This window comes from Halovulum sp. GXIMD14794 (genome assembly GCF_054457455.1).
In genome coordinates, this window is sequence record NZ_JBTLNF010000010.1 from 126,483 (window position 1) to 146,943 (window position 20,461).

The 20,461-nt window shown below is 66.2% G+C and carries 17 protein-coding genes and 1 tRNA gene; 9 read left to right on the forward strand and 9 right to left on the reverse strand.

Annotated features, from left to right (window positions below; all coding sequences use genetic code 11):
- Nucleotides 1-60: 60 nt before the first annotated feature.
- Nucleotides 61-552: a DUF1127 domain-containing protein gene (locus ACW9UR_RS22945; RefSeq protein WP_458919410.1), complete on the forward strand. Its 492-nt coding sequence runs from the start codon at nucleotides 61-63 to the stop codon at nucleotides 550-552.
- On the opposite strand, the gene ACW9UR_RS22950 is transcribed toward ACW9UR_RS22945, so the two are convergent.
- From ACW9UR_RS22950 to ACW9UR_RS22970, 5 genes are all read right to left on the reverse strand, one after another.
- A complete protein-coding gene (locus ACW9UR_RS22950; RefSeq protein ID WP_458919411.1) occupies nucleotides 483-2,183 on the reverse strand; it encodes a dipeptide ABC transporter ATP-binding protein in 1,701 nt (566 codons plus the stop codon). The two genes, ACW9UR_RS22945 and ACW9UR_RS22950, sit on opposite strands and share 70 nt — an antisense overlap.
- 4 nt (nucleotides 2,184-2,187) lie before the next feature.
- Nucleotides 2,188-3,093: an ABC transporter permease gene (locus tag ACW9UR_RS22955; protein ID WP_458919412.1), complete on the reverse strand. Its 906-nt coding sequence runs from the start codon at nucleotides 3,091-3,093 to the stop codon at nucleotides 2,188-2,190.
- Nucleotides 3,093-4,067, reverse strand: coding sequence for an ABC transporter permease (locus ACW9UR_RS22960; RefSeq protein ID WP_458919413.1), 975 nt, complete (start codon nucleotides 4,065-4,067; stop codon nucleotides 3,093-3,095). The genes ACW9UR_RS22955 and ACW9UR_RS22960 overlap by 1 nt, the downstream gene beginning before the upstream one ends.
- Nucleotides 4,068-4,087: 20 nt before the next feature.
- Entirely contained in the window at nucleotides 4,088-5,653 is a 1,566-nt protein-coding gene (locus ACW9UR_RS22965) for an ABC transporter substrate-binding protein (protein ID WP_458919414.1), read from the reverse strand.
- A gap of 162 nt (nucleotides 5,654-5,815) precedes the next feature.
- Nucleotides 5,816-6,652: a DUF4437 domain-containing protein gene (locus ACW9UR_RS22970; RefSeq protein ID WP_458919415.1), complete on the reverse strand. Its 837-nt coding sequence runs from the start codon at nucleotides 6,650-6,652 to the stop codon at nucleotides 5,816-5,818.
- Nucleotides 6,653-6,760: 108 nt separating this feature from the next.
- Between ACW9UR_RS22970 and ACW9UR_RS22975 the strand changes: the two genes are divergently transcribed.
- Complete coding sequence (locus tag ACW9UR_RS22975) at nucleotides 6,761-7,666, forward strand: LysR family transcriptional regulator (RefSeq protein ID WP_458919416.1); 906 nt, start codon at nucleotides 6,761-6,763, stop codon at nucleotides 7,664-7,666.
- Between the two features lie 34 nt (nucleotides 7,667-7,700).
- On the opposite strand, the gene ACW9UR_RS22980 is transcribed toward ACW9UR_RS22975, so the two are convergent.
- The gene (locus ACW9UR_RS22980) at nucleotides 7,701-8,861 is read right to left on the reverse strand and encodes an ROK family protein (RefSeq protein ID WP_458919417.1); all 1,161 of its coding nucleotides are present in this window, start codon (nucleotides 8,859-8,861) and stop codon (nucleotides 7,701-7,703) included.
- A 298-nt stretch (nucleotides 8,862-9,159) separates the two neighbouring features.
- Between ACW9UR_RS22980 and xylF the strand changes: the two genes are divergently transcribed.
- From xylF to ACW9UR_RS23005, 5 genes are all read left to right on the forward strand, one after another.
- Nucleotides 9,160-10,185 carry a D-xylose ABC transporter substrate-binding protein gene (xylF, locus tag ACW9UR_RS22985; RefSeq protein WP_458919418.1) on the forward strand — a complete coding sequence of 342 codons (1,026 nt, stop codon included), beginning with the start codon at nucleotides 9,160-9,162 and terminating at the stop codon, nucleotides 10,183-10,185.
- Between the two features lie 71 nt (nucleotides 10,186-10,256).
- The gene (locus ACW9UR_RS22990) at nucleotides 10,257-11,558 is read left to right on the forward strand and encodes a sugar ABC transporter permease (protein ID WP_458919419.1); all 1,302 of its coding nucleotides are present in this window, start codon (nucleotides 10,257-10,259) and stop codon (nucleotides 11,556-11,558) included.
- Nucleotides 11,555-12,316 carry an ATP-binding cassette domain-containing protein gene (locus ACW9UR_RS22995; RefSeq protein ID WP_458919420.1) on the forward strand — a complete coding sequence of 254 codons (762 nt, stop codon included), beginning with the start codon at nucleotides 11,555-11,557 and terminating at the stop codon, nucleotides 12,314-12,316. Before ACW9UR_RS22990 ends, ACW9UR_RS22995 begins: the two co-directional genes overlap by 4 nt.
- 695 nt (nucleotides 12,317-13,011) lie before the next feature.
- Nucleotides 13,012-13,485, forward strand: coding sequence for a (2Fe-2S)-binding protein (locus ACW9UR_RS23000; RefSeq protein ID WP_458919421.1), 474 nt, complete (start codon nucleotides 13,012-13,014; stop codon nucleotides 13,483-13,485).
- Nucleotides 13,478-15,796: a xanthine dehydrogenase family protein molybdopterin-binding subunit gene (locus ACW9UR_RS23005; protein WP_458919422.1), complete on the forward strand. Its 2,319-nt coding sequence runs from the start codon at nucleotides 13,478-13,480 to the stop codon at nucleotides 15,794-15,796. The genes ACW9UR_RS23000 and ACW9UR_RS23005 overlap by 8 nt, the downstream gene beginning before the upstream one ends.
- A gap of 385 nt (nucleotides 15,797-16,181) precedes the next feature.
- Here the strand turns inward: ACW9UR_RS23005 and ACW9UR_RS23010 are convergent, their stop codons facing one another.
- Together ACW9UR_RS23010 and ACW9UR_RS23015 are read right to left on the reverse strand one after the other, a co-directional pair.
- Nucleotides 16,182-17,084, reverse strand: a complete 903-nt coding sequence (locus ACW9UR_RS23010; RefSeq protein WP_458919423.1) for an acyltransferase family protein — start codon at nucleotides 17,082-17,084, stop codon at nucleotides 16,182-16,184.
- Between the two features lie 347 nt (nucleotides 17,085-17,431).
- A tRNA-Gln gene (locus ACW9UR_RS23015) sits at nucleotides 17,432-17,505 on the reverse strand.
- A 240-nt stretch (nucleotides 17,506-17,745) separates the two neighbouring features.
- Between ACW9UR_RS23015 and ACW9UR_RS23020 the strand changes: the two genes are divergently transcribed.
- Nucleotides 17,746-18,345 (forward strand): outer membrane protein, encoded by a 600-nt coding sequence (locus ACW9UR_RS23020; RefSeq protein ID WP_458919424.1) that lies wholly within the window; start codon nucleotides 17,746-17,748, stop codon nucleotides 18,343-18,345.
- 28 nt (nucleotides 18,346-18,373) lie between these two features.
- On the opposite strand, the gene ACW9UR_RS23025 is transcribed toward ACW9UR_RS23020, so the two are convergent.
- Nucleotides 18,374-19,207 (reverse strand): isocitrate lyase/PEP mutase family protein, encoded by an 834-nt coding sequence (locus ACW9UR_RS23025; RefSeq protein WP_458919431.1) that lies wholly within the window; start codon nucleotides 19,205-19,207, stop codon nucleotides 18,374-18,376.
- 219 nt (nucleotides 19,208-19,426) lie between these two features.
- On the opposite strand from ACW9UR_RS23025, the gene cysS reads away from it, so the two are divergent.
- Nucleotides 19,427-20,461: cysteine--tRNA ligase (gene cysS / locus ACW9UR_RS23030; protein ID WP_458919425.1), on the forward strand; the 1,035-nt coding region annotated here is incomplete at its 3' end.

Consider the following 20,461-nt stretch of genomic DNA (forward strand, 5'->3'; position numbering starts at 1 on the left):
CCACGTGCCTCTGGATCAAGCTGAAATTGTTCATCCGGGCCCCGCCCGAAGGAGGATGCCATGTACCTGCATGCCACCTGGCTACGCGCCTATGCCAGCCCCGATGCCGAAGCCGCCTACCGCCAGGCGAACGAGGCGCGTGCCGCCGCCTGGTACGGGTTCACCCGCCGGATCGGGCGGCTGTTGGCCTGGCCGTTCGCCCGTCCGCTGGCCTGGCTGGAGCGTGCCGAGCGGCTGCGCCGGAACCTCGAACAGCTATCCGCGCTCGATGATGCGCAGCTGGCGGATATCGGTGTTCATCGCGGCGAGATCGCAGCGATGGCGAAGGTCTCGGCGCAATACGCCGGGCCGGGCCGCCTGTCGGCAAACGAGGCGCGCGACCTGCTGGAGCTGGCTGCGCGTCCTAAGACCCCGGCCAAGCCCCCGAAACCGCCGCTCAAGCTGGTCGTCAGCCGGCCCAGGCTGCCTGCGTTGCCGAAGCCTCAGGCCGCGCCGGGCTGGTGCCAGTCGGCGGGCATCACCGGTGTCAGCGCCAGCAGTTCCTGCGTGTAAGGCGCCTGCGGGGCCTCGAACACCTGTTCGGTCGGCCCCGCCTCGACCAGCGTGCCATTGCGCAGTACCGCCACGTCGTCGGCCATCTGTCGAACCACCGCCAGGTTGTGGCTGATGAACAGCATGGTCATGCCAAAGCGCGCCTGAAGGTCCTTGAGCAGGTTCAGCACCTGCGCCTGGATCGAGACGTCCAGCGCCGAGGTCGGCTCGTCGCAGATCAGGAAGCGCGGCCGCGCCAGCAGCGCCCTCGCGATAGCGATCCGCTGCCGCTGCCCGCCCGAGAACTGGTGCGGGTACTTGTCGATCGCGTCCGGCGCCAGCCCCACCAGATCCAGCATAGCCGCCGACAGCTCGCGCCGCTTCGCCTTGTCTCGCTCGAACCCGTAGAGCCATAGCGGCTCGGCCAGGATGTCGCCGATCCGGTGGCGCGCGTTGAGGCTGGAATAGGGGTCCTGGAAGATCATCTGGATCAGCCGGCGCGAGGCATCCTTGCGGCCCCGCTTGCGTCCGGCGGGCAGGGTGTCCCCGCCCAGCCGCATATCGCCGCCCGAGGGCTGGACCAGCCCCGTCACCGCCTTCGCCAGCGTCGACTTGCCCGAGCCGCTTTCGCCCACCAGTCCCAGCACCGTGCCCGGGCGCACCTGAAGCGAGACCGCATCGAGAGCGGTGAACGCGTCGGGCTTCTTCCACAGCGACGTGCGGTTGCCCGCGAAGCGCACGGTCAGCGCGTCGAGGTTCAGCCCCGTGGCCTCTTCCCGCGCGCCCTCCATCAGCCACTCGGTCGCGTCCACGCCGCCCCGCGGCGCTGCAGCCAGCTTGCTGTCGTCCGGCACAAGGAAGCGGTCCAGCCGCCGGTCCAGAGGCGGCACCGCGTCGAGCAGCGCGCGGGTATAGGGATGCTGCGGCCGTCCCAGCACGTCGGGCGTCGCCCCGGCTTCCATCACCTTGCCGTTCCTGAGCACCGTCACCCGGTCCGAGATCCGGGCGATCACGCCGATGTCGTGGGTGATCAGCAGAAAGCCGATGCCCCGCGTGTCGGCAAGCCGACGGATCAGGTCCAGAACCTGGTTCTGCACAGCGACGTCCAGCGCCGTCGTCGGCTCATCCGCGATGATGAGTTCGGGGTTGGTGCACAGCGCCAGGGCGATCACCACCCGCTGCCGCATCCCGCCCGAGAACTGGTGCGGATAGGCTTTCACGCGCGTTTCGGCATCGCGAATGCCGATCTCCTCGAGCAGGGCGATGGCGCGCGCCTTGGCCTCGGCACGCGAGACGTCCTCGTGTGCCTGCATGGTCTCGACCAGTTGATCCTCGATGGTCATCAGCGGGTTGAGGCTGGTCTGCGGATCCTGAAAGATCATCGAGATCCGCTTGCCGCGGATCTGGTGCGCCTGCGACGGGGACAACGCACGCAGGTCGGTCTCGCCCAGCGTCAGGGTGCCGTCCGCGACATAGCCGGGGCTTTGCAGCAGGCCGATGATCGCCGCACCGATGGTCGACTTGCCCGCGCCGCTTTCGCCCACCAGCCCGTGGATCTCGCCCCGGCCGATGGAGAGTGAAACATCCTCGATCGCCGTGAACTCGCCGAAGCGCGAGGGGAAACGGACCGTGAGGTTCTGGATCGTCAGCATCGGATCAGCGGAGCCTCGGGTTGAAGACGTCGCGCAGGAAATCGCCGAGGATGTTGATCGATACCACCAGCAGCACGAGGAAGGTCGTCGGCATCCACAGGATCCACCACTCGCCCGACAGCAGGAACTGCATGCCGATGCGGATCAGCGTGCCCAGCGACGGGCTGTCGGCAGGCAGACCGATGCCCAGGAAGGACAGCGTCGCCTCCAGCAGGATGGCGCTGGCCAGATCGACGGTCATGATCACCAGCAGCGGCCCGAGGATATTCGGCAGGATGTGCACCAGCATGATCCGCAGCGGGTGCTGCCCCTGGATGATCGCCGCCTGCACATAGTCCTTGCCCTTCTCGACGAAGGTCGAGGCCCGCGCCGTACGTGCGAAGTTCACCCAGAGCGACAGGGCAATGGCCAGCGTCAGCACCGTTACCCGCAGATCCTGGTGAACGGCGGGTGGCAGCACCCCGCGCGACACGCCGTCGATCAGCAGCGCCGTCAGGATCGCGGGCAGGGCCAGCTGCACGTCGGCGATGCGCATGACGACCGCATCGAACGTGCCGCCGAAATAGCCCGCCGCGACGCCGAGGCCGACACCCAGGATCGTCGCCACGACCATCGCCATCAACCCGATCAGCAGCGACAGCCGCGCGCCGTAGAGGATGGACGAGATCATGTCCCGCCCCTGGTCGTCGGTGCCCAGCAGGAATTGCGGCTGACCGCCCTCGACCCAGGCCGGCGGCAGCAGCCCGTCGAGCAGGCTGAACGAGGCCAGATCGTAGGGATCCGTCGGCGCGATCCAAGGCGCCAACAGTGCACCGCCCACGATCAGCACGGTCATCACCGCCGCCAGGATCGCGGCGGGAGAGCGCGAGAACAGCCACAGCCCCTCGTGCCGGATCAGGAAGGCCCGCATCAGACGGCCTCCTTCACGCGCAGGCGCGGATCGATGGCGACGTAGAGCATGTCGACGATCAGGTTCACCACGACAAAGAAGAAGGCGATCACAACCAGATAGACGCCCATCACCGGGATATCGACGAAGCGGATCGATTCAAGGAACAGAAGGCCCATACCGGGCCACTGAAAGACGCTTTCGGTGACGATGGAAAAGGCGATCACGCCGCCGAACTGAAGCCCAATGATGGTGATCACCGGGATCATCGTGTTCGACAGCGCGTGCCGGAAATAAAGGCTCCGCCAAGGCACGCCGCGCGCGGTGGCGAAGCGGATGTAGTCCGAGCGCATGACCTCCATCATCTGCGCGCGCACCAGCCGCATGGTCAGCGTCAGCTGATAGACGCCCAGCGTCAGCGCGGGCAGGATCAGCGCCCGCCAGCCATCGACCGTCAGCAGCGAGGTTGTCCACCAGCCCAGATCAACGGTGCCGCCGCGCCCGAAGGTCGGCAGCCAGCCAAGCTGCACACCGAAGAGGAAGATCAGCATGATGCCGATCACGAATGTCGGGATCGAGACGCCCACCAACGTTGCCAGCAGGATCGATTGGCTGACCAGCCCCCTCGGCCGCAGCGCCGTGTAGACGCCCGCCGGGATCCCGATCAGCAGCGAGATCACCAGCGCCACGGTTCCCAGTTCCAGCGTCGCGGGGATGCGGTCGGCCAGCATCTCGGCCACCGGTTGGCGGGTGCGGTAAGAATAGCCGAAATCGCCCTTCAGCAGATCGCCCGTGAACCGGGCGAACTGCACGATGAACGGATCGTTAAGGCCCAGTTCCTGCCGCAGCCGCTCCTGGTCCTCGACGGAGGTTTCGGCCCCGGTCATCTGGCTGACCGGGTCGCCCACGAAGCGGAACAGCGAGAACGACAGGAAGGCGACGGCCAGCATCACGAAGACGGACTGGACCAGCCGTTTGAAGATGAAATACGCCATCGCCTTCTAAGTCTGTCCGCTCAGTTCACCGTGACCCAGCGAAGCATGAAGAAGTTGTCGGCCCGCTGTGTAAGGTCGATGTTCTCCTTCGTCGCCCAGATCAGCGGCTGCGTGTAGAGCGGCACATAGGCCATCTCGTCCTGGGTGATGGCGACGATCTCGTCGATCATCTCCTGCCGCTTGGCGGGGTCCAGTTCTTGCTGAACCATCGGCAGCAGCGCGTCCACGCGTGCGTTCGAGTAGTTGCCGAAGTTCCACGAGCCCAGCTTCTTCTCGTCGTCCTGGGTATGCAGCAGGAAGCGGACCGGGTGTTCCATGTCGAAGGTGCCTGGCGACCAGCCCAGCAGGAACATGTCGAAGTCGTCGGCGCGCAGCTGTTCCCAGTAGTTGCGGACCGGCACGCTGGTCAGCTCGGCCTTCAAGCCCACGGCAGCCAGCATCGAGGCAGCGGCGCGGCAGAGCGCCTCGTCATTGATGTAGCGGTCGTTGGTGCATTTCAGCCCGAAGCTGAACCCGTCCGGGTAGCCCGCCTCGGCCAGTAGTTCCTTGGCGCGCTCGGGATCATAGGCCGGACGCTCGGCTTTGGCCTCGGAGAAGCCCGAGATCCCTTCGGGGACCAGTTGGCTCGCCGGCTCGATCTTGCCGCGCATCACCACGCGGTCGATGGCAGCCACGTCGATGGCATGGGCCACGGCCTGCCGCACCTTGGGATCGGTGAACGGGTTGGCGTCGGTCACGTCCTGCGAATAGAGCAACGCCTCGTGCTCATGGCCGAAGCCGAACATGATGATCCGTGTCTCGAGCCCCTCGATGACCTTGAACCCGTCGCGGCCCTCGACCTGCGGCACGTCCTGCAGCGGGATCGGCTCGATGAAGTCGATCTCGCCCGAAAGCAGCGCGGCCAGCCCGGTCGAGGCGTTGCCGATCGGTGTGAAGATCGCCTGCGTGATGTTGTGTTCGACCTCATCCCACCAGCCGTTGAAAGGGACCAGCGTGGTCTGAACGCCGGGATCGCGGGCCTCCAGCTGGAACGGGCCGGTGCCATTGGCGTTGCGGGTCGCATGGTTCTCGGCATCGCGGGCGGGCAGTTCGGCGCCGTTGTCGGTCGCCCAGCCGCTGTCCATGATCAGGAAGTTCGCGATGCTGTCCGGAAACAGCGGGTTCGGCGCATCGGTCACGAACTCGACGGTGTAGTCGCCGACGACGCGGAACTCGGTCACCGGCGCGAACCAGGACCGCACGTCCGAGGCTTCGGACGACGCGCGTTCGTACGAGAATTTCACGTCCTCGGCGGTGAACTCCGACCCGTCGTGATAGGTCACGCCCTCGCGCAGGGTGAAGCGCCAGCCGTTCTCGCCCTCCAGTGGTTCCCACGAGGTGGCGAGAGACGGCTCAATGGCCATGTCCTTGCCGCGCCGCACGAGACCTTCGTAGATGTTGTTGAGGAACGAGGTCACCGGCGCCGCATTGACCGCATGCGGGTCCATTGTCTGCGGGTCCGTGGTCGAGGCCCAGCGGAACGTCTCGGCCTGTGCCGCAGCCGCGGTGGCAGCAAGCGCGCCGAGAATGGCCGTTGTCCGAAGCATGGTTGTATACCGCACAGGTGATCCCCTTCTCGTGGTTTTTACGGGTGGTCCCACCCTGCTGCCGAACGGCCGGGCGTCAAGGCAATTGCCCCCGCTCACGCAGTTGTTAGCGTCGGGCCGGACCCGGAGGCGCGCCCGCACATGCCTCGTCCGGGGCGAGGCTCACGAGGCGATCAGCTCGTACTTGCCCTCGGTGCGGATGTAGAACACGCAGTCTTCGTCGGCCTCGCAGGCAATCTGGCGGGGCTGGGTGTCGGCGGCGCCGAAATAGCTGCCGGGGGTCAGGCTTTGCGGCCCGTCTTCGGTCTGGAGCGAGAACTGGCCGCTGATCGAGACGACGCGCAGGTCCGCGCCGTTGCCGCGCAGATCGCCGGAGAACCCGGCCGGGACCTTCAGGAAGGTACCGTTCATCACGCCCTCTCCGGTGCCGCCCCAGAGGAAGGCCATCTCAGGCCCGTCGCCCTGCTGCACCCATGTCACGTCCGAGGCTTCCAGCCAGACGATGTTGCCGGCATCGAGGTTCACCGGGTGCTCATCATTCTCGAACGCCTCCTCCGAGGGCTGCACCAGGTAGGGTCCTTCGAGGATCTCGAGGAAGATCGTCGCGCCGGTCTCGGCGGCGGCCGAGGTGATGTGATCCTCGCCCGCGGGCTGGGTCCAGAACGAGCCCGGCCCCATCCACATGTTCGCGGCGGACGGGTCGTCGTTGTGCACCCCGCCCTCGATCACCACGGCGCGATAGGTGATGTTGTGGATGTGGGGCGGCGACGAGAAGCCCTTCTTGAACTCGATGACCGCGCCGGTCGGCACGTCCTCGCGCAGATCGCCCCAAAGCACGCCGGCCTGCGGGCTGGCGTCGCCCCGGGCGGGGTTGAGCGGTTCGAACGTGACGTCCGAGCGAAGCACCACGTCTGTCTGCGCTGCGTCTGACTGGGCGGCGGCAGGGGCGGAAGCGATAGCGGTCCCGGCGAGGCCGAGGATAAGGGCGGTACGGATCATTGGGGGCTCCTTTCAGGTTGCCTCAAGTTTCGACCACCCGGAGTTAGGATGCGCTTTCGCGAAGATAATTGCCTGTCATGCCAAATGACTATTTGGTATGGGCAAACCATGTCGCTCGATCTGAAGTCCGTCGAACTCTTCGTCCGCGCCGCGAAGCTGGGGGCCATCGGCAAGGCCGGGGCGGAGTTCGGCCTGTCCCCGACTTCCGCCACCCAGCGCATCCAGGCCCTCGAGACGCGTGTGGGCGCGCAGTTGTTCCACCGCACCACCCGCGCGATCGCCTTGTCCTCGGATGGCGAAGTGTTCCTGGCGCACGCGCAGCGCATCCTCGGCGACGTCGAGGATGCGCTTTCCGAGTTGCAGAACGATCCCGAAAGCATCCGCGGAGAATTGCGGGTTGCCGGTGCTGCCTCGCTGGGCCGGAAGCACATCGCGCCCTACATGGCCGAGTTCCTAGCGCGCTATCCGAACGTCTCGGTGCAACTGCACCTCAGCGACAGCGTCACGGACGTGGTCGAAAGCGGGTTCGACCTCGCAATCCGGTTGGGCAGCCTGGCGCCGTCGACGCTGATGGCTCAGAAGCTGGCCGACAGCCCGAGGGTCATGGTCGCGGCCCCCGATTACCTGGATCGGTACGGCGTGCCCGAGACGGCGGAAGACCTCAAGGCGCACGAATGCCTGCTGCGCGAAGAGGCGCGATGCTGGACGCTGAAGCCGCCCACGGGCCCGGCGCAGGACGTGCGCGTACAAGGACGCTTCTCCTCGAACCTCGCCGAGGCGATCACCGAGGCGACCCTGTCTGGCCTCGGCATCGCGCGCAAATGCCGATGGGAGGTGGAGGAATACCTTCAATCCGGCGACCTGGCGACCGTGCTGGACGACCACGTCGTTATGCCCGAGTGGGAAATCTACGCAGTCCGCCCGCCCTCCCGCCTCCAGCCGCCCCGCGTCCGTGCGTTCAGCGGCTTTCTCAAGGATAAGCTCAAGGGCGTGCCGGCGCTGACGAAAACTTAGGTTGGGGAAGGGCGTTGCGCGTCGCGGACGACCTTTAAGCTGCCTCGCCCGTCAGCAGGGCGTGGGTCATGTCCGACAAGGCAAGCGTTGCCGCACCGCGGGCCCAGACCCAATCGCCCCAGGCGTGGACCTCGACTCGCAGGGGGCGCTGCTCGGGGCTGACAGTCATCGACTTCATCCGGCTCAGCGTATCACCGGCATAGAGGTAGTCATAGCGCATCCGGTCGCCCGACAGGATCAGCAGCGAGGGGTCGAACAACGTCATCACGTTCGCCAGCCCCAGCGACAGGTAGCGCCCGGCGCGGCGGAAGATCGTCCGCGCGGCCTCGTTCCCGGCCTTGGCCTGATCGTAGAGGCTTTCCATCAGCATGTGCGTCGAGCCTATCGCGGCGCCCGGCAGGCCAAGTGCGGTAGTGGCCTCGCGCACGATTGCGTAGTCGGCGACATAGGCCTCCAGGCACCCGCGCTGGCCGCAGCGGCAGAGAGCGCCGTCCAGCTGAACCTTGGTGTGGCCCAGTTCCATCCCGAACCCGTTCGCGCCACGATAAAGCTTCTCGCCGATCACCAGCCCCATGCCGACGCCGTGTTCGATGGTCACGACGGCGAAATCCTGCTGCGCGCGGCCCGCGCCATACCAGAGTTCGGCCAAAGTCAGCACGTTCACGTCGTTGTCGATCTGTACCGGGCAGCCGAACCGCTGAGCTGCCATGTCGCGTAGCGGCGTTTCCCGGTCCGGAAGCAGTGGCGACCAGACCCAATTGCCACTGTCGTGATCGACGATTCCGGGAAGACCCATCCCGACGGCGGCGATATTCGAGGCAGGCACGCCCGCCTCCTCTGCAACGGCGGTGAACAGCGCGTGTGCGGCATCCAGCATTCCGGACAGGCTTCGGGTCAGCGGATCGGTCGTCAGTCGGGCCTCGCTCACCGGTGTTCCCGCGAAGTCCACGAGAACGGCGGTGTGCACCGCCTCGGCCAGCTTGATGCCGACGACATGGCCCCGGTCAGGACGGATCGACAAGGCGACCGGCGGTCTGCCGCGCGAGGGCGTTGCGCTGGCCAGCGGCCCTTCCTGTACGAACCCGTCGCGGATCAGCTCGGAGCTCAAGGTGGTGACGGAGCCGGCGCTGATGCCGAGCGCCTTGGCGACCTCGATGCGCGGAATCTGCCCGGCGGAGCGGATGCACTCGAACACCTGCTGGCGCAGAGGCGCCCCCGACGACGGTCGAATCGGGCCGCATCCAGAGGCCGGCCCGGCCGCTTCGGGGCGCCGCGTCTGCAGGTTTTTTATTTCGACATCCAAATTTATAAGCCGTCGATTTGACGGATCCCTCCCGATTTTCCTGATAGTTTCCCGAATTCTGACACGCCGAGCAAGGGAATTTGCAACCGCTTCCGATTTTTAATTTTGACGACTGAAATAAATCAACTATGGTTTGGGCCGCGGAAAGCCGCACTGCCTCGCGCATGAGGCACCAATGGGAGGAATATTTATGCGCAAGACCATCGTCGCCGCGGCACTCGCCACGGCTGCTTTCACCACGTCCGCACTGGCCCAGGATCTGACCGTCGGTGTCAGCTGGTCGAACTTCCAGGAAGAGCGCTGGAAGACCGACGAGGCCGCGATCAAGTCGGCCCTGGAAGCCGCCGGCGCAGCCTACATCAGCACCGACGCGCAGTCGTCCTCGTCGAAGCAGCTGTCGGACGTGGAGAGCCTGATTGCGCAGGGCGCCGACGCGCTGATCATCCTGGCGCAGGATTCCGACGCGATCCGCCCGGCGGTCCAGGCCGCCGCCGACGAGGGCATTCCGGTCGTCGGTTATGACCGCCTGATCGACGACGCCCGCGCGTTCTACCTGACCTTCGACAACATCGAGGTCGGCCGGATGCAGGCCCGTGCCGTGCTCGAGGCAGCGCCGGAAGGCAACTACGTGATGATCAAGGGCTCGCCCACCGATCCCAACGCCGACTTCCTGCGCGGCGGCCAGCAGGAAGTCCTGCAGGAGGCCATCGACAGCGGCGCCATCACCATCGTCGGCGAAGCCTACACCGATGGCTGGCTGCCCGCCAACGCGCAGCGCAACATGGAGCAGATCCTGACCGCGCAGGACAACAACGTCGACGCGGTCGTTGCCTCGAACGACGGCACCGCCGGCGGCGTCGTCGCGGCGCTGACGGCACAGGGTATGGAGGGCATCCCGGTGTCGGGCCAGGACGGCGACCACGCCGCGCTGAACCGCGTCGCGCTGGGCACCCAGACCGTTAGCGTCTGGAAGGACGCGCGCGAGCTGGGCAAGGCCGCGGGCGAGATCGCCGTCTCCATGGCTCAAGGTACCGCGATGTCGGATATCGAAGGTGCCGAAGAGTGGACCTCGCCGGGCGGCACAACGCTCTCGGCGAAATTCCTGAAGCCCGTCCCGGTGACCGCCGAGAACCTGGACGTGGTCGTGGATGCGGGCTGGATCGAGAAGGACGCCCTGTGCCAGGGCGTCTCGGGCGGTCCGTCGCCCTGCAACTGATCCGCTGACCCTGTGACCGGCGGCCGCCCTCTCAAGACGGGCGGCCGCCCCGAACCTTTCGGGACATCGCCATGAGCGACACGCAAACGGCCGACGTGCCGTCGCCGCAGCGCCGCAACTTCTTCGACACGCTGGAACTGGATACCCGCCTTCTGGGCATGATCGGCGCCTTCGTGGTGCTTGCGGTGGGCTTCCACCTGATCACCGACGGCCGGTTCCTGACGCCGCGCAACATCTTCAACCTGACGATCCAGACGGTCAGCGTCGCCATCATGGCGACCGGAATGGTTTTCGTGATCGTCACCCGGCACATCGACCTGTCGGTCGGCTCGCTTTTGGCGACCTGCTCGGCCGTGATGGCCATGACTCAGACACTGGTGCTGCCCGACTGGCTGGGCCTCGGGCTAGGCCATCCCGCGACCGCCTGGGTCGCCATTCTGGTTGGCGTGCTGACCGGGGTCCTGATCGGTGCCTTCCACGGCTGGCTTGTCGGCTACCTGACGATCCCGGCCTTCATCGTCACGCTCGGCGGGCTGCTGATCTGGCGGAACGTCGCGTGGTATCTGACCAGCGGTCAGACCATCGGCCCGCTCGACGAGAATTTCCGCAAGCTCGGCGGGATCGGCGGCACGCTCGGCGCGACCGGCAGCTGGGTCGTCGGCCTGATCGGTTGCGCCGCCGCCGTCTGGCTGCTGTTCTCATCCCGCCGCAACAAGATCGTCCACGACTTCCCGGTCAAGCCGCTCTGGGCCGAGTTCACCCTGGCCGGTGTCGTCTCGGCCGTGATCCTCGGCTTCATCGCAATCCTGAACGCCTACGAGGTCCCTGCCGCCCGCCTGCGCCGGCTTTTCGAGGCGCGCGGCGAGACCATGCCCGACGGCTACACCGAGGCCTACGGCCTGCCGTATTCCGTGCTGCTGTTGATCGTCATCGCCATCGTGATGACCGTGGTCGCCCGCCGCACCCGGCTGGGACGCTACATCTTCGCGACCGGCGGCAATCCCGACGCGGCGGAACTGTCCGGCATCAACACCCGGCTGCTCACGGTCAAGATCTTCGCCATCATGGGGGCGCTCTGCGCTCTGTCGGCGGTGGTTGCCTCGGCCCGCCTGACCAACCACTCCAACGACATCGGCACGCTGGACGAATTGCGCGTGATCGCGGCGGCCGTCATCGGCGGCACGGCGCTCTCAGGGGGCATCGGCACGATCTACGGCGCCATCCTCGGCGCGCTGATCATGCAGTCGCTGCAATCGGGCATGGCGATGGTGGGCGTCGACGCACCGCTGCAGAACATCGTCGTCGGCGCGGTGCTGGTGCTCGCCGTCCTCGTCGACATCATCTATCGCAAGCGCACGGGAGCACGCTCATGACCCCGGACAAGACCACCCCGCTGGTCGAGATGCGCGACATCTCGATCGCCTTCGGCGGCGTGCGCGCCGTGGATCACGTGTCGATCGACCTCTACCCGGGCGAGGTCGTCGGCCTGCTGGGCCACAACGGCGCGGGAAAGTCGACGCTGATCAAGATCCTGTCGGGTGCCTACCGCGCCGACTCCGGCGAGATTCTGATCGACGGCAAGAAGGCGACGATCCACAGCCCTCGGGACGCGCGGCACTACAACATCGAGACGATCTACCAGACGCTTGCGCTGGCCGATAACCTCGACGCGCCGTCGAATCTGTTCCTCGGGCGCGAGATCGTGACGCCGATGGGCCTGGTGGACGATGCGAAGATGGAGGCCGAGACGCGCAAGATCATGGCGCGCCTCAACCCCAACTTCAAAAAGATCAAGGAACCGGTCAGCGCCCTGTCCGGTGGTCAGCGCCAGTCGGTCGCCATCGCCCGCGCGGTCTATTTCAACGCCCGCATCCTGATCATGGACGAGCCCACGGCCGCGCTTGGCGTGCACGAGACCAAGATGGTCGCGGACCTGATCCAGGAGTTGAAGAACCAGGGTCTGGGCATCTTCCTGATCAGCCACGACACCCGCGAGATGATGGAGCTTTGTGACCGGGTCTCGGTGATGAAGAACGGCCAGCTGGTCGGCACCGAGCGGGTCGAGGACGTGACCGAGGACGACATCCTCAGCATGATCATCCTGGGCAAGAAGCCGGATCGCGCCGCCTGAGGCGCGCCCGCCGGGGCCGGATGTGGATTCCGCGCTGCAAGGTGCCGTAAGCCGGCCCCCTCCGAATCGCATCCTCGCCAAGATGACGCCGCCGGATTTCCGGCGGCGTCGTCTTTAAACATTCCAATAGACCGCGCAGCCGGCTGACTTGTTAAGGCGTTCGCCCGATCGCGTTTTGCGTAGGTCAGGACCTGAGATCGGCATGGCCGGGCAGGGGGGCTTCGGCAGCCCTTCGCCCGGGACTCACATCTTAGTGATCGCCTTCCCGGTGTTCAGGTGGCCAGCTCGGCCCTACCTGCCCGCCTGTCGATGGCGGGCGCCGGAGGTGCTCGGCTCCGGCGAACCAACGGACTAACACCGGCGCTTTGCAGAATGACGAGACTATCCGAACCGGCGGAAATCGGCAGTTACCCGAGGGTTCTGCCGAAACGCGGGCCGTGTCCCGGCCGCAGTGCACATCCTCCTAGTCCACCCGCGGAACCCCAGATGTCCGCGCGTAAGCGAACCGACGAGGACGCCCTAGTGTCCGGCGGCCGGGCGCGCGGGCAACGCGCCGCCGAGATCTCCGCCGCCGTGCATGCTCCGGAGATGTCAAGGCGCGCCACTTCCGGCCAGGCGTTCCGTCAGCTCGTTTGAGCCGGCTCCGCGGCGCCCCACCCACTCACCAGCCAATTCCCTCCAACGAAGGATCAGCCATGATCAATTTGAACATCAACGGGAAGGACGTCTCGCTCGACGTCGATCCCGACACCCCGCTTCTGTGGGCCATTCGTGACGAAGTCGGACTGAAAGGCACGAAGTTCGGCTGTGGCATCGGCATGTGCGGCGCCTGCACCGTCCATATCGACGGCTACGCAACCCGGTCGTGCATCACCCCGGTCTCGACGGTCGAGGGCGCGACGATCACCACCATCGAGGGGCTCGATCCCGAGGGCGCGCATCCGGTCCAGGAAGCCTGGCGCGAGCTGCGGGTGCCGCAGTGCGGCTATTGCCAGTCGGGGCAGATCATGCAGGCGGCCTCGATGCTGGCGGAAACGCCGAACCCGACCGACGAGGACATCGACGCGGTCATGACCGGCAACCTCTGCCGCTGCATGACCTATCCGCGCATCCGCCAAGCCGTGCGCGAAGCCGCCAACGCCATGCAGGAGACGCAGACCAATGGGTGAGTTCAACCGCACTCTGGCCGCCAAGGCCGCCGAGCAGATGACACGCCGCGGTTTCCTGGTGGCGATGACCGCTGCCGGTGCCACTTTCGGCTTTCCCGCCGTCAGCCGCGCCGCAATGGACCCGCAGGCTGCCGACGGGGCGCCCGTGACCGCCAACGGCCGCCGTTTCGAGCCGACCTTCTGGTACTGGATCGACACCGACGGCACGGTCAACGTCAACATCATCCGCGCCGAGATGGGCCAGCATGTGGGCACCGCCATCGCCCGGATCCTTGCCGACGAGCTTGGCGCGAGCTGGGATGACGTGCGCATCACCCATGTCGACACCGACGACCGCTGGCTGATGTCGATGGTCACCGGCGGCAGCTGGTCGGTCTGGCAGAGCTGGCCGGTCTACCGCCAGGCAGGGGCCGCGGGCCGCGTCGCGCTGATCGAAGCTGCCGCCGAAACCTGGGGCGTCGATCCCTCCGAGTGCGAGGTCCGGGATGGTGCGGTACACGCCGGGGACCGCTCGATTGGATTCGGAGAACTGGTCGCGGCCGGACTGGACCGCAGCTTCACCGAGGAAGAGCTTGCCGCGCTGCCCCTCAAGGCGGTCTCCGAGCTGACCCTCGTCGGAAAGGACGTCAAGGCACTCGACATCGACACCAAGACGACCGGCCAGGCAATCTACGGTCTCGACGCCGAGATCGAGGGCATGGTCTACGGCGCCCCGATCCTGCCGCCGACGCGCTACGGCTGCAAGGTGACCCGCCTCGACGACAGCGCGGCGAAGTCGGTGAAGGGCTACCGCCAGGCGATCACGCTCGACGATCCGTCGGGTTCGGTGCCCGGCTGGGTCGTGGTGATCGGCGACAGTCTCTTCGCCGCCCGCCGTGCGGCCGAAGCGATTGAGGTCGAATGGTCCACCCCGCCAGCGGCCAAGGTGTCCGAGCAAGACATCCTGTCGCATGCGCGTCGCCTGATCGAGGCCGGCGCGCCGGGCTCGATCCTGCACACCGAGAACAGCGATACCGCGCCCGGCTTCAAGGCCGCCGCCGACGTGCTCGAGGCCGAATACACGACCTCGACCGTTCTGCACTTCCAGCTCGAGCCGACCAATGCCACCGCGTTTCGCAACGAGGATGGCATCTGGGAGGTCCACTCCGGCAACCAGTGGCAGCAGCTGAACCTGCCGATCCTGGCAAAGGCGCTCGGGGTGGATCAGAGCGAGGTCGTCATGCGCAGCTACATGCTGGGCGGCGGGTTCGGCCGGCGGCTGAACGGGGACTACTGCGTGCCCGCCGTGCTGGCCTCGAAAGCGCTGGGTGGAAAGCCGGTCAAAGTGGTTCTCAGCCGCGAGCAGGACGCCCGTTTCGACAGCCCGCGGTCGGCCTCGGTCCAGAAGCTGCGCATGGCGTTCGACGACGCCGGCAAGGTCAGCGCGATGGAGCATCATGCCGCCGCCGGCTGGCCGACGCAGGTTCTGGCCCCCGCGTTCATGCCCGAGGGCGAGAACGGCGAGCCCTATGATCCGTTCGCCATCGACGGCGCCGATCACTGGTACAGCGTCGGTGCCCACAAGGTACGCGCAATCCCGAACGATCTCGCCAACGAGACCTTCCGTCCCGGATGGCTGCGTTCGGTCGGACCGGGCTGGACCTTCTGGGCGGTCGAGAGCTTCATGCACGAGGCTGCTCGCAAGGCAGGCGTCGATCCGGTGCAGTTCCGGCTCGATCACCTGAAGGCCGAGGGCATGCAGGCCGGCTCCGCGCCGAACTCGGTCGGCGGGGCAGACCGTCAGGCCAACGTGCTGCGCCGGGTCGTCGAGATGTCGGGCTACGGCAAGACCGAACTGCCTGAGGGCAGCGCCATCGGTATCGCCACGACCTTCGGCCAGTCGCGCACCATGCCGACGTGGATCGGCGGGGCGGTTCAGCTTGGCGTTGACCGCGAGAGCGGCGCGGTAAAGGTCGACAAGATCTGGCTGGCGGTGGATTGCGGCGTCGTCGTCGATCCCGACGGCGCGCAGGCGCAATGCGTCGGCGCGGCGCTCTGGGGACTCTCCATGGCCCTGCACGAAGGCACCGCGTTCGAGAACGGGCAGGTGCGCGACGTGAACCTCGACACCTACACTCCGCTGCGGCTCGAGGACACACCGGAGGTCGAGGTCGCTTTCGTGGAAAGCACCGAGGTTCCGGTCGGTCTCGGCGAGCCCGCCACCACGGTGATCGCCCCAGCCATCGCCAACGCCATCGAAGAAGCCGTCGGCGTCCGGATCCGCAGCCTGCCGATCACCGCGGAGGCCGTGCTCGCGGCGCTATCGGACTGAGCAGATCGCTCATGGCGTTTGGCAAGGACACCGACGTCGCCGCGTAGTCCTTGCCGGATAAGTCGCAGAGCACGCCCGGCCTGCCTGGGCGTGCCACCCTTCGAAACTCCCGGCATCTCTGGCCTGCAAACTGCCTCTCGATTCTCGCCGGTTCCAACAAGCGTTCTCGCAAACAGGCCCATCGCTCGGCCAGCGCCTCACTGCGAGTGAACGGCGCCCGGGGATATCCTCTGACAGCTGTGACGCCGCCTCTCTGAAGTGGCGCGGGTGACTCTGGAATGTCCCCCTTCGGAGGCGCTGGCTCAAATTGGAGGTAGGCTGGCAGCCTTCTCCAGAAGTGCGGCAGGCGGCAAGGGCGCGGTTGAACGTCTGGCCGAGTTGCTGGCTAAGTGACCACGGGGGCGGCGGCCTGTCTGCCGTCCTTCATCAGCCGCGTGAGGGTGCGTTCTATCCCCAGATGAGCGGCAACCCCGGCGCCAACGCCGCACAGCGCCAGCAGCGGCCACCAGAGAGGCCCGATGAGCCAATACGCGGGGAAGTGGAACAGGTATATCGCATAGGACGCATCCCCCAGCATGGTGGCGACCCGGCTTTTCGGCAGCCGATCTTCGAAGCCAATGGCACCGGCCACAATCATCAATGCGGGAAAGCCGAGTTGAAGCGGCCTTGTGGGGACCGGGAGCGTTAGGAAGATAACGAGGGCCAGAACCCCTACCGGCAACAGCCAAAATGGCGGTCTGCGGTCCCGGCAATATGAGGCCAGCGCCATCCCTGCAACGAATTCGAGCATTACGGGGGCGGTCTGCCAAATCGGGTTAAGGAATAGCCCGACAGCTATCATCGAAGCGACCGCGACCGAAACCGCCCGCCAATCCATGAACGCGGCGAAGACCAGATAGAACATCATCTCATAAGCCAGCGACCATCCAACGCCGTGGAACACGCGCGGGTACTCATGCCCCACTGCGGTAACGAGCGCGAGGGACTGGAGGAACAAGGCGGGGTCATACGGTCGGGCGTGTGGGAACGCTGCGATGCCCGCCCAAGAGATGAACAGAGCGAGAAGGCTTGCCGCGATCCACAGCGGATAGATCCTGCGAATTCGAGCGGCCAGGAAATCGAGGCGGCGGGGTGTACGCTGCGCAGTGTGGAATATCACGAACCCGCTGATGACGAAGAACACGTCGACGCCCGCACCTAGCGCGGGGACGCCACCGGGGGTTGCGTGGTGGATAACTACGGCAAGGGCGGCAATCGCCCGCAGGTAATGAATGGATTTGTAAAACATGTCTCGTGCTCGAAATGGCTCGGATATCCAGCGCCATGAATGCGGCGTTAGTTGGGCGGCGGGTTCGTCTGCCGCCCCTGTGCCTGGTGCTGGATTGGCTTCGGCGGGGCGATACTCGCCCTTTCAGCGCAAGCAAACTTTAGCTTGCTTATGTTTGGCCATCTCAGCTTCGGCGGCGCTTTCATGCATGAGCGCCCAATGAAAGGGTCGAAGAAAAGCGGATTCGCGGTCGTTTCAGTGTCCAGAGTGGAAGCGTTGTGCACCCTATGGCGCGTGCAGACCGGGCGCTCGCATTGCGCCTGCCGGCGTGGGCCTGCGCTAACTATCTGAAGCTATGGTAGAACGCTTGGCTGGGGAACCTGGATTCGAACCAGGACCGACGGAGTCAGAGTCCGCTGTTCTACCGTTAAACTATTCCCCAGCGGTGGAGCGCGATCTATAGAACCTCCGCGCCGGGTGCAACCCCCGGACACGTGATTTCTCACCGAATTTTGTTCCCTCTCCGGAACGCACCTAAGCGGCGTTTTGCCGACCGTCGGCGGGCTTCTGCCAAGCTTTCGGAATATGACGAGTTGTGTCCGAAACGTGACCGCCGGGGGGGCTGGCGCTCCTCGAAAACTCGATTAAGTGAGCGGCACATCGTCATCAAAGGAGTATGAAGATGAAAAAGTATCTTGTTGCTACCGCAGCTATTTTCGCCGCCGCCACTCCGGCTCTCGCCGGCAACCTGGCGCCTGCCCCGGTCGATGAGCCCGTCGTGGCTCCGGTCCCTGCCGCACCGGTCGCGCCGATCGGCGTCGACTGGACCGGCCTCTATGCCGGTGCCCAGCTGGGCTACGGTTTCGGTGACGCGGAAGGCACCGATTTCGACGGCATCGTGGGCGGTGGCCAGATCGGCTACAACTACGACTTCGGCAAGTGGGTCCTCGGTGCCGAGGCCGACTACAACTTCGCCGACCTGTCGCTCGACGGTGTCGACGGCTCGATCGACCAGATCGGCCGCCTGAAGGCGAAAGCCGGGTACGAAGTCGGCAAGGCGCTGCTTTACGGTACCGCCGGTGGTGCCTACGCCGAAGCCGAGATCGACGGCGAAGACTTCGACGACTTCGGCTGGGTCGCCGGTGCCGGTGTCGACTACATGGTGACCGACAACGTCATCGCGGGTGTCGAGTACCTGTACCACGGCTTCAACAACTTCGACGACTCGAACGCCGACGTCGACGCGAACACCATCGCGGCGAAAGTCTCGTACAAGTTCTGATCTTCCGATCCGGACAAGCCGGGACCCGTCACGGGTCCGGGCCTTTATCGGCGCCCTGTGCAAGCAGGGCGTCGACCACGTCTCCGCTAATCCCGCCGAGACCGCCGAACCTGCCTTCCTCAAACATCGCCCGACCAGCCTCCGCGATCACCTTGTGAGTCGCCCGCGCCAGTGCCGAGCCAAGCGATATCCGCGCCACCCCGGCACGGGCGAATTCCGCGCGCGTGACATTCACGAACGGGCCCGCCGCCAGTGCGTTTACTGGCACATCCACCGCCGCGCACAGCCGCGTCAGCGCGTCCATGTCCGGCGGCAGGGGCACATAGACCGCGTCCGCCCCAGCCGCGGCGAAAGCCAGCGCGCGGGCCAGCGCCTCGTCCATGTCATAAGCGCCGTTCATCACCCCGTCGGCCCGGGCCAGAAGCACGAAGTCCCGCGGCAGGGCGCGCGCGGCAGCGGCTGCCGCCCGGATCCGCTCGACCGCCTCGGCGCGCGGATAGGCCCCGCTGCCCGGCAAATCCGTATCCTCGATCGAACAGCCCGCCAGACCCGCCTCACTCGCCAGCTGCACGGTCTCGGCCACGACGTCCGGGGCCGCCCCGAAGCCGTTCTCGAAATCCCCCGAAACCGGCAGCGGCGTCGCCGCGACCAGATCCGACGCATGGGCCAGAGCCTCGTCGCGGGTCACGCTGCCCATGTCGGGCCGCCCCAACGTGAACGCATGGCCCGCCGAGGTCGTACCGATCGCCTGCGCACCGAGGGCGGCCAGCATCCGCGCCGAGCCCGCGTCCCAGGCGTTGGCAAGAATGAACGGATCGCCCGGGCGGTGCAGGGCGCGGAAGGCGGGGCCGGGGTCGTGCATGGGCATCTCCTGGTCGATGCCGCCAGCCTGCGCGCAGGCATCCGCGATTACAACTTGCGTTTCAGCCATTGCCGGGGCATGGTCCCGGCCCATGACGATCCGCGCCTGCATCATCATCGAGATCTGCATTATCCGCTGACATCCGTCCGCGGCGCGTCGTCCTTTTCTTTCCGAAGACTGGCAGGCCGCCGCGGGCCCGAACCCGCCCGGACCCGAGCCATGACCGAGATCCAGCTTTATAACACGCTGACCCGCCGGAAAGAGGCATTCCGCCCCATCGATGCCGCGAACGTGCGGCTCTACCAGTGCGGACCGACGGTCTATGACCGCGCGCACCTCGGCAACGCGCGGCCGGTGGTGGTCTACGACGTGCTCTACCGGCTGCTGCGACAACAGTACGGGGCAGATCACGTGACCTTCGTGCGCAACTTCACGGACGTGGACGACAAGATCAACGCGCGGGCGTGCGAGATGCAGGCGGCAGGCGATACGCGTGACCTTAAAGCAATCGTGCGCGGGCTGACCGACCAGACCATAGGCTGGTATCACGACGACATGGACGCGCTGGGCGCGCTGCGGCCCACCCACGAGCCGCGCGCCACCGACTACATTGCGCAGATGGTCGCTATGATCGAGGAGCTGATCGCCCGCGGCTGCGCCTACGCGGCCGAGGGGCACGTCCTTTTCGAGGTCTCGAAATACCCAGGCTATGGCCGGCTCTCGGGCCGCAGTCTCGACGACATGATCGCCGGGGCCCGGGTCGAGGTCGCGCCCTACAAGCGCGACCCGATGGATTTCGTGCTCTGGAAACCCTCGGACGACGAGACCCCGGGCTGGGACAGCCCCTGGGGCCGCGGACGGCCCGGCTGGCACATCGAATGCTCGGCCATGGCGCGCGAGATCCTGGGCGAGACCTTCGACATCCACGCGGGCGGGATCGACCTGCAATTCCCGCACCACGAGAACGAGATTGCACAGTCCACCTGCGCCTGCGGCGAAGGTACGTTCGCGCTCACCTGGCTGCACAACGAGATGCTTCAGGTCGAGGGCAAGAAGATGTCGAAATCGCTCGGCAACTTCTTCACCGTCCGCGACCTGCTGGACCAGGACATCCCCGGAGAGGTGATCCGCTTCGTCCTGCTGATGACGCACTACCGCAGCCCGATGGACTGGACGGCGGAAAAGGCGCGCCAGGCGGACCAGACGCTGCGCAAGTGGCGAGCGCTGGCGGAGGGCATCGAACCCTCCGCCAGC